This window comes from Microcystis sp. M_OC_Ca_00000000_C217Col, assembly GCF_007095585.1.
In the GTDB taxonomy this organism is placed as follows: Bacteria; Cyanobacteriota; Cyanobacteriia; order Cyanobacteriales; family Microcystaceae; genus Microcystis; species Microcystis panniformis.
The window spans coordinates 1-8,604 of sequence record NZ_SFBV01000119.1 but is presented as its reverse complement, the minus strand read 5'-3'; the positions used below and the strand labels follow the sequence as shown (position 1 = coordinate 8,604).

At 47.0% G+C, this 8,604-nt stretch carries 7 protein-coding genes; 2 read left to right on the top strand and 5 right to left on the bottom strand.

Translation table 11 applies throughout. The annotated features are described in order from the left end of the window. The 3 genes from EWV66_RS07150 to EWV66_RS07140 form a co-directional block, all read right to left on the bottom strand. A partial coding sequence (locus EWV66_RS07150; RefSeq protein ID WP_287107806.1) for a DUF2887 domain-containing protein occupies nt 1-140 on the bottom strand: 140 nt, incomplete at its 3' end. Between the two features lie 95 nt (nt 141-235). Continuing rightward, nucleotides 236-391, bottom strand: a complete 156-nt coding sequence (locus EWV66_RS24365) for a type II toxin-antitoxin system HicB family antitoxin (protein WP_369800415.1) — start codon at nt 389-391, stop codon at nt 236-238. An 18-nt stretch (nt 392-409) separates the two neighbouring features. Next, nucleotides 410-901 (bottom strand): DUF29 domain-containing protein, encoded by a 492-nt coding sequence (locus EWV66_RS07140; RefSeq protein WP_287107805.1) that lies wholly within the window; start codon nt 899-901, stop codon nt 410-412. Nucleotides 902-1,049: 148 nt separating this feature from the next. On the opposite strand from EWV66_RS07140, the gene purL reads away from it, so the two are divergent. Together purL and purF are read left to right on the top strand one after the other, a co-directional pair. After that, a complete protein-coding gene (gene purL, locus EWV66_RS07135) occupies nt 1,050-3,320 on the top strand; it encodes a phosphoribosylformylglycinamidine synthase subunit PurL (protein ID WP_052277486.1) in 2,271 nt (756 codons plus the stop codon). 324 nt (nt 3,321-3,644) lie between these two features. Next, on the top strand, nt 3,645-5,108 hold the full coding sequence (gene purF, locus EWV66_RS07130) for an amidophosphoribosyltransferase (protein ID WP_072927349.1): 1,464 nt from the start codon (nt 3,645-3,647) through the stop codon (nt 5,106-5,108). Between the two features lie 12 nt (nt 5,109-5,120). On the opposite strand, the gene EWV66_RS07125 is transcribed toward purF, so the two are convergent. Both EWV66_RS07125 and aroA read right to left on the bottom strand, forming a co-directional pair. Continuing rightward, nucleotides 5,121-6,836 (bottom strand): ABC transporter ATP-binding protein, encoded by a 1,716-nt coding sequence (locus EWV66_RS07125; protein ID WP_052277487.1) that lies wholly within the window; start codon nt 6,834-6,836, stop codon nt 5,121-5,123. A 195-nt stretch (nt 6,837-7,031) separates the two neighbouring features. Then, nucleotides 7,032-8,372, bottom strand: a complete 1,341-nt coding sequence (gene aroA, locus EWV66_RS07120) for a 3-phosphoshikimate 1-carboxyvinyltransferase (RefSeq protein ID WP_072927352.1) — start codon at nt 8,370-8,372, stop codon at nt 7,032-7,034. Nucleotides 8,373-8,604: the final 232 nt, after the last annotated feature.

The following is an 8,604-nucleotide window of genomic DNA, read 5'->3' as shown; positions in this document are numbered from 1 at the left end:
TCGAGACGAAAGGACAATTGTTTAACTTCCACCGAGGAGAATTGATAAGAATTGGCGGTTTCGGGGGGAAGGTTCAACAAATCAAAGAAACAAGCGGGAAATCTTTGTAAGAGTTGATAAAAAATACTGTCAGTTTTCACGCAATTAAACTCAAAAAGAGGCCTCTAGTTTAGCAAAAGTTTTTTATTGTATTCTTCAGGAAGCTCCTGTTTTTGAGCAATTGGGATGACGACTGTTACCCAACACCATCGGAACCAAGATTAAATAGGGTATGATGGAGGTTGGATAGATTTTCTCCTATACTTTCTCCCCAAGTATGACAATCGGGGAAAGCTGGAACGGTGGCACACCATAAATCATCCTCTTGCCAAACAATAACTTTAATATTCATCTTTAACTTTTTTTGTCCTTATACGTCGAAGTAATGATCGATATCAATTGGGAACCATTCCCCATCTAATACCTGTTCGAGGGAGAAAGGAGGCTCTAGAGGAATCGCGTCGCCAGTGACTGCTTTCGCTTGTATTAAAGTTTTCCGAGCGTTCGAGTAGGCTTTTTGAAAATAATCCCGCGCGTGGTTGGTGAGAGTAGTAGTTTCTAGCCACTCTCCTAGTTGAGTTCGGAAACCGGCGATTTCTCCTACCCAGTGACAGACGTTGCGTTCTCGCTCCCGTTCCGATTTGTGATAAGCTAACTTAAACAGGTGTTCGATAAGTCGGGTTAATAAACTTTCTACAGCCCGTCTGTCACTTTTCCCCAGGCACTCCACTTCCTCGATCAGATTTTCCCAGTCCACGTCATCAAACTTTTTTAGCTTTAAAAGTTCGGCGGTTTTTGAAGCCCAGAGAACAAAATCCTGATCGTATAAGGCTTTCATTGATAAAGCTGTTTCTACTGCCATAGTTTCGTTCCCACTGATCATAAAACTATGTCTTTAGCTTAACTTTACTAGCGCAAACCTTTTTAACTTTTTTGTCTTTCACTAAGCAGTATAACTCGATCTCATCAGACGTTATACAATAAATCTTGTCCCTCGATCGCATTGTCCCATGACTACCCCCTTCACTGCCGCAGAAATTGCCTCAGAAGGCATCAAACCCGAAGAATACGAAGAAATAGTCAAAAGACTGGGAAGACACCCCAACAAAGCCGAATTAGGGATGTTTGGCGTGATGTGGTCGGAACACTGCTGTTATAAAAACTCCCGGCCGCTGCTCAAACAATTCCCCACCACCGGCGAAAAAGTTCTCGTCGGACCAGGAGAAAATGCCGGAGTAGTGGATTTAGGCGATGGATTGCGATTAGCCTTTAAAATCGAGTCCCATAATCATCCTTCTGCGGTGGAACCCTTCCAAGGTGCCGCTACCGGAGTCGGAGGCATCCTGCGGGATATTTTTACCATGGGGGCCCGGCCCATTGCTATCCTCAACTCCCTTCGTTTTGGTAACTTGCAAGATGCCCGCAATCGGCGCATTTTTGCCGGAGTCGTGGAAGGAATAAGTCATTATGGCAATAGTGTCGGTGTTCCCACGGTGGGCGGTGAGATATACTTTGATAATGCCTACAATGGCAATCCCCTTGTTAATGCCATGGCTTTAGGGCTAATGGAAACCGAGGAAATCGTTAAATCTGGGGCAAAAGGCCTAGGAAACCCGGTTTTATACGTTGGTTCTACCACCGGCCGGGACGGTATGGGAGGGGCAAGTTTTGCCAGCGCTGAATTAACCGATAAATCTATGGATGACCGGCCCGCAGTGCAAGTGGGCGACCCTTTTCTGGAAAAATCCCTGATAGAAGCTTGTTTAGAGGCATTTAAGACCGGCGCGGTGGTGGCGGCCCAGGATATGGGGGCCGCGGGGATCACCTGTTCTACCTCCGAGATGGCGGCCAAGGGAGGGGTGGGAATTGAATTAGATTTGGATAAAATCCCCGTCCGGGAAACCGGGATGGTTCCCTACGAATATCTGCTGTCGGAATCCCAAGAAAGAATGTTATTTGTGGCAGCATCGGGACGAGAAGGCGAATTAATCGAGATTTTCCATCGTTGGGGACTTCAGGCTGTGGTCGCTGGCCAGGTAATTGCAGAACCGATCGTCCGTATATTATTTAAAGGGGAAATTGCCGCCGAAATTCCTGCCACGGCCCTAGCGGATAATACTCCGATTTATCATCGGGAATTACTAACAGAACCGCCAGAATACGCCCAAAAAGCTCAATTATGGCAAGATAGCACGATTCCTATTCCCGAATCCTATAACGAGATTTTATTAAAACTGCTGGATAGTCCCTCGATTGCCTCAAAACGCTGGGTTTATCGTCAATATGATCATCAAGTCCAGAATAACACCGTTATTCTCCCCGGGGGAGCCGATGCGGCCGTGATTCGCGTGCGTCCTCTGGGTGCTAATCCCGCAAATTCTCGGCGAGGTGTAGCGGCGACTACAGATTGTAATCCGCGATACGTTTATCTTGATCCCTATAACGGAGCTAAGTTGGCCGTGGCGGAAGCGGCCAGAAACCTTAGTTGTGTTGGTGCCGACCCCATTGCTGTCACGGATAATCTCAATTTCGGAAGTCCAGAGAATTCAATCGGTTATTGGCAATTAGCCACTGCTTGTCAGGGTATTGCTGAAGCTTGTCGGGAAATGAATACACCGGTGACTGGGGGTAATGTCTCTTTGTACAACGAAACCGTTGATGCAGCTGGCAGCCCCCAGTCTATTTATCCGACTCCCGTGATTGGGATGGTGGGATTAGTGCCGGATATCGGGCAAATTTGCGGCCAAGGTTGGCAAAAAGCGGGGGATTTAATCTATATTTTGGGTTTTTCCTTGCCAACTATCGGCGCTTCCGAATATTTAGCCGTTATTCACGGTTTGGTGACGGGAAAACCGCCGGTAATTGATTTTGAGTTAGAAAGAAAGGTACAAGCGGCCTGTCGTCGGGGAATTCGCGCCGGTTGGCTGAAATCTGCCCACGATTGCGCGGAGGGAGGTTTAGCCACTGCTCTGGCAGAATGCTGTATTAGTGGCCAATTAGGGGCAGAAATTGACCTTTCTTGGCAGCATCAAGGCCGTTTTGACGCGGTGTTATTCGGGGAATTAGCTAGTTGCATTATTGTCTCCGTTTCCCCCGAAAATCGGCAAGATTGGGAAGAATATCTAAAGACACAATTGGGAGACTATTGGCAAATAACCGGCAAAGTTAGCGAAAAAAGCGATAATCTTTTAATTCTTGACCGGAATAAACAACCGGCGATCGATGTTAGTCTAGAAACTATACAGCAAGTTTGGTCAAAAGCGATCGAAAGAAGACTTTAGGGAAGGAAACAGGAGTCGGTCGTCGGGAGTGAGGAAATGGGGAAATGGGGAAATGGGGAAATGGGGAAATGGGGAAATGGGGAAATGGGGAAATGGGGAAATTCAGCTAAAACCCTAACACCCCAAAACCCTAACACCCCAAAACCCTAACACCCCAAAACCCTAACACCCCAAAACCCCAAAACCCTAACACCCTAAAACCCCAAAACCCCAAAATCCAACACCTGATAACTGTTCTCAAATCACCATAGAGGAAAGTGTTAAAAAGAGATTAAGATAAGTTAAGATTTCGTATCAAAAGTAGCCCCAAACCCCAGTCCTCTCATGTCTAGCCATCCCGACTCATCCCTATTCTTGAACCGCGTCGATAAGCCTGAAGAAGCCTGTGGAGTTTTTGGACTCTATGCCCCCGAGGAAGAAGTAGCAAAACTGACCTATTTCGGACTCTATGCCCTGCAACACCGAGGACAGGAATCGGCAGGTATTGCCACCTACGACGGGGAAACGGTGCATTGTTACAAAGAAATGGGCTTAGTTTCCCAAGTTTTTAACGAAACTGTCCTTAAAACCTTGCCGGGTACTCACGCCGTCGGTCATACTCGTTACTCTACCACCGGTTCTAGCCGTCGGGCCAATGCCCAACCTGCTGTGATCGAAACCCGTTTGGGTAAACTTTCCCTAGCACATAACGGCAATTTAGTCAATACTTTTGAGTTAAGAAATGTATTAGAAAAGCGCGGTTGTGATCTCGTCACCACCACCGACTCGGAAATGATCGCCGTCGCTATCGGCCAGGAAGTGGATAGTGGCAAGGATTGGATAGAAGCGGCGATCGATGCCTTTAGCTATTGTAGCGGGGCTTACAGCCTTGTTATCGGCACACCGACGGGAATTATCGGGGCGCGGGACCCCAATGGTGTCAGACCGTTAGTAATTGGGGTTTTGCAAGAAGAAGGCAATCCCCCCCGTTATGTTTTGGCTTCGGAAACCTGCGGATTAGATATTATCGGGGCCGATTATCTGCGGGATGTGCAGCCGGGGGAATTAGTTTGGATTAGTGAAGATGGCTTATCTTCGGTGGATTGGGCCATAAAACCGGAGAAAAAATTATGCGTTTTTGAGATGATTTATTTTGCCCGTCCCGATAGTATTGTTCACGAGGAATCTTTATATACTTATCGGGTACGTTTGGGGGAACAATTAGCTAAAGAGTCGCCGGTAGAAGCAGATATGGTGATGGGAGTTCCCGATTCAGGTATTCCAGCGGCGATCGGATTTTCGCGCATTTCTGATATTCCCTACGCGGAAGGATTGATTAAAAATCGTTATGTGGGACGGACTTTTATTCAACCAACCCAACACATGAGAGAGTCGGGAATTAAGATGAAATTGAATCCTTTAAAGGATGTTTTACAGGGAAAAAGAGTTATTATTGTTGATGATTCGATCGTGCGGGGAACCACTAGCCGGAAATTAGTTAAAGCTTTACGGGATGCCGGAGCAAGAGAAGTTCACATGAGAATATCTTCACCTCCGGTGACTCATCCTTGTTTTTATGGCATTGATACGGATAACCAAGAGCAATTAATTGCGGCAACTAAATCGGTGGCGGAAATTCAGGCACAAATCGGGGTGGATAGTTTAGCTTATCTCAGTCACGATGGAATGTTAACAGCAACGAAGGAAGATCCGAAAACCTTCTGTACTGCTTGTTTTAATGGCGATTATCCGATTCCTGTACCTGATAATGTTAAGCGATCGAAGTTGATTTTAGAAACAGTTAAATAAATAGCCTCAAGGCTAAATCCTCTGAAAACAATCGGCAATTTCTTGGGGAGTTAAAAGGGAATTAGGATAACCGGAAAGTTGTCCTAATTTTTGTGCTAATAAAACTGCTTGGGGTGGAGTTAGATAGGTTTTGGCCAAGAGATCGGTTTGATGATAAGCTTGCTGGATTGGGGCATCTAAAAGGATAGTTCCTTGACCCATAATAATTACTCTTTCGGCGTATTCTGGCATCAAATAGAGGTGATGGGTGATCACAATCACCGTTTTGCCCATTTGGTGTAATTGACGACTCACCTCTAAAATTGCCTTAGCCCCTTGGTAATCTTGGCCAGTGGTGGGTTCATCAAAAACAACTATACGCGGTTCCATGGCTAAAATTGCCGCAATCACTACCCGCGCTCGATCGCCTTTCGGTAAGGAGAGAGGATGATAGGAGCGATATTCTAGCAATCCCATGGCTTCTAGACTTGCTTCTGTGCGTTGGTTGACGATTTCTGGAGAATAACCGAGATTAGTCAGGGCAAATGATACTTCTTTCTCGACAGTGGTGTTAAAAATCTGATTATCGGGATTTTGGGCTACATAACCGATCGAACGAGCTAAATCACTGACAGAAAAGCTACTGGTCGAACGTCCGTCAATCATAACTTGACCGGTGGTTGCCGAGAGAAGATTGAGAAAATGCTTGACTAAAGTGCTTTTTCCGGCGCCATTTTGACCGATAATCAGCAGATATTCCCCTTCGGCAATATCGAGGGACACATCCCGCAGGGCGGTAGTACCATCGGGGTAGGTATGGCAGAGATTTTTTACCCTCAGTATGGGGTTTAAGGGGTCAGAAACCGACGATAAGGGAAGGGTTGTGGTGATTTGATGATAAAAGGATTTAATCTCGTTTAAACGGGCAAAACCGCGGTCTAGGGTGACAGGAATCGACTCGACCGCCCCGATTTTCTGCTCGATCAAAGCAAAAGTAGTGGCCACTTGCGGGGGACGCAGGGCATTTTCCTGTAAACGCTGTACTTGGGAGTAGATCTCTGCCGGGGTTCCCATGGCTTCGATCGCACCCTCCCTTAATAGTACCAGGCGATCGGCATATTCGGCCATTTCCTCGGCCGCGTGGGAGACCATCACAATGGTGACACCGAGATGGCGATTTAATTCCTTAATGGTGGCGAAAACTTCTTGGGCTCCCACCGGATCAAGTTGGGAGGTGGGTTCATCGAGAATTAACAAAGCGGGCTGAACTGCAAGGGCAGCGGCGATCGCTAATCGTTGTTTTTGTCCTCCCGATAGTTCCCCCGGCGATTTTTTTTCCATTCCCTCTAACCGGACTGCCGCTAAAACTTTGGGAATGCGCGCTTTAATTTCCTCTCGCGGTAGCCGTAAATTTTCTAAGGTAAAAGCGATTTCATTTTCTATCGAAGTAGCTAAAAGTTGCGTTTCGGGATCTTCAAATACTGCCCCCACATAGCGGGCCAAGGTGCTAACGGGATGGGTTAAAGTGTCTAAACCGGCTACTGTTGCATAACCAAAAAAACGCCCTCCGTAGAATTGGGGGACAATACCGTTAAGAGTTAAACAGAGAGTAGTTTTTCCCGCACCTGTGGGCCCGATAATACCTAAAAATTCGCCTCGATGAATTGCTAAAGAGATATTTTTAAGCACTAGATTGGAGGATTCGGGATAAATATAGGAAACTTTCTCTAATTGGGCGATGATTTCCATTATCGGTGGGGAATAGAAGACGGGAGTGGGGTAGATAGGGAGATATTTTTCAGGGAAATGCGAGTTAGGGACGCTTCTATTTTTCGCTACCTCGATCGATGAACTCGATTATCACACAGGTGGCCTACTACTCTGTGATTTATCCCGCAATTATACCAGTTACCCCTCGCCCGTTCGCAGAAAAACTTAATATTTCTACTCTTGACAAATTTGCTTTAAGGTAGTAAAGAAATCGGGGTAGGAAATGCCAGCTGCTTCAGCGCGATGGATAGTGGTGGGTTGACGGGAATTGAGGGCAGCGATCGCTAGACTCATGGCAATGCGATGATCGGTAAAACTGTCCACTTCCGTGCCGAATAGGCCCGTACCGCCGGTAATCTCTAAACCATCGGGTAATTCCCTTACTTTTGCTCCTAGGCGATCGAGTTGGGTGGCCATCACCGTCAGGCGATCGCTTTCCTTCACCCGTAATTCCTCGGCATCCTTGATAATTGTCGTTCCTTGGGCAAAAACCGCCGCTACTGCCAGAATGGGAATTTCATCGATCAGACGGGGTATAATCTCACCGGCGATCGTGGTTGCCTGTAGTGGACTGGATTTCACCCGCAGATCCGCCACTGGTTCCCCCGTCACCACCCGTTGATTTTCGAGGGTGATATCTGCTCCCATTGCCTGTAAAACCTGTAAAACTCCAGTTCTAGTCGGGTTTATTCCCACATTTTCGATTAATAACTCGGAATTAGGCACGATTGCCCCCGCTACCAACCAAAAGGCCGCCGAACTGATATCCCCGGGTACAATCACCGTTTGTCCAGTTAAAGTGGGATAACCCGTCACCGTGACGCTATTAGTCTCCCCATCCACCTCAATATTTGCCCCAAAAGCGCGCAGCATCCGTTCACTGTGATCGCGAGATAAAGCGGGTTCCGTGATCGTGGTTTTCCCCTCCGTTAACAGTCCTGCGAGAAGAAGACAGGATTTCACCTGTGCAGAAGCAACGGGAGAATAGTAGTGGATCGGTTGCAGATATTCCCCAGAAACGGCTAAAGGAGCCAAAGAATGGGCTTTTCTGCCCCAAATTTGCGCCCCCATTTCTTTGAGGGGTTTCACCACCCTGGACATGGGACGCGATCGCAGGGAAGCATCACCAGTAACGACAAAAAAACGATCCTGATGACCAGCCAATAATCCTAACATTAAGCGGATCGTCGTGCCGGAATTGCCCGCATCAAGGATTTCTAAGGGTTCCTCAAGATTGCCTAAACCCCTACCTTTGACGATCACTTTCTCGCTGTTGAGTTGGGAAATTTCCACACCCATGGCACGAAAACAACTAGCGGTACTGCGGGGATCTTCGCCCAATAATAACCCATGAATAACGGTTTCTCCTTCGGCGATCGCTCCTAACATCAGGGAACGATGGGATATGGATTTATCGCCGGGGATAGTGATTTTTCCCCGTAATCCCGTAATTTTGGCTGGATCGATGACTAAATCTTGATGGGATTGAAGGGGGTTAAGGGTGACAATAGACATGATCGTTAGGCAGATGAAGACAAGCTCGATCTATTTTCCCCCTTTACCTCGCCCTTTCCTTGTCAAGTTATGTAAAGAATATTAAGCTAGAAGCATTCGGTCATCAGTTTTTTGTCATCGGAAATTTTGGGTCTGAAACCCCGCCGTTCTAGGTTGGCTTTACGTTAGAATTAAAAGGCCAGTCTCGAAAACCAAGTGGACGGCGCAGCACCTTGAAAACTCGGCTTAGGGG

Coding starts and splice junctions, on each gene's coding strand:
- EWV66_RS24365 (WP_369800415.1), bottom strand. CDS start 391: ATGAATATTAAAGTTATTGTTTGGCAAGAGGATGATTTATGGTGTGCC.
- EWV66_RS07140 (WP_287107805.1), bottom strand. CDS start 901: ATGGCAGTAGAAACAGCTTTATCAATGAAAGCCTTATACGATCAGGAT.
- purL (WP_052277486.1), top strand. CDS start 1,050: ATGACTACCCCCTTCACTGCCGCAGAAATTGCCTCAGAAGGCATCAAA.
- purF (WP_072927349.1), top strand. CDS start 3,645: ATGTCTAGCCATCCCGACTCATCCCTATTCTTGAACCGCGTCGATAAG.
- EWV66_RS07125 (WP_052277487.1), bottom strand. CDS start 6,836: ATGGAAATCATCGCCCAATTAGAGAAAGTTTCCTATATTTATCCCGAA.
- aroA (WP_072927352.1), bottom strand. CDS start 8,372: ATGTCTATTGTCACCCTTAACCCCCTTCAATCCCATCAAGATTTAGTC.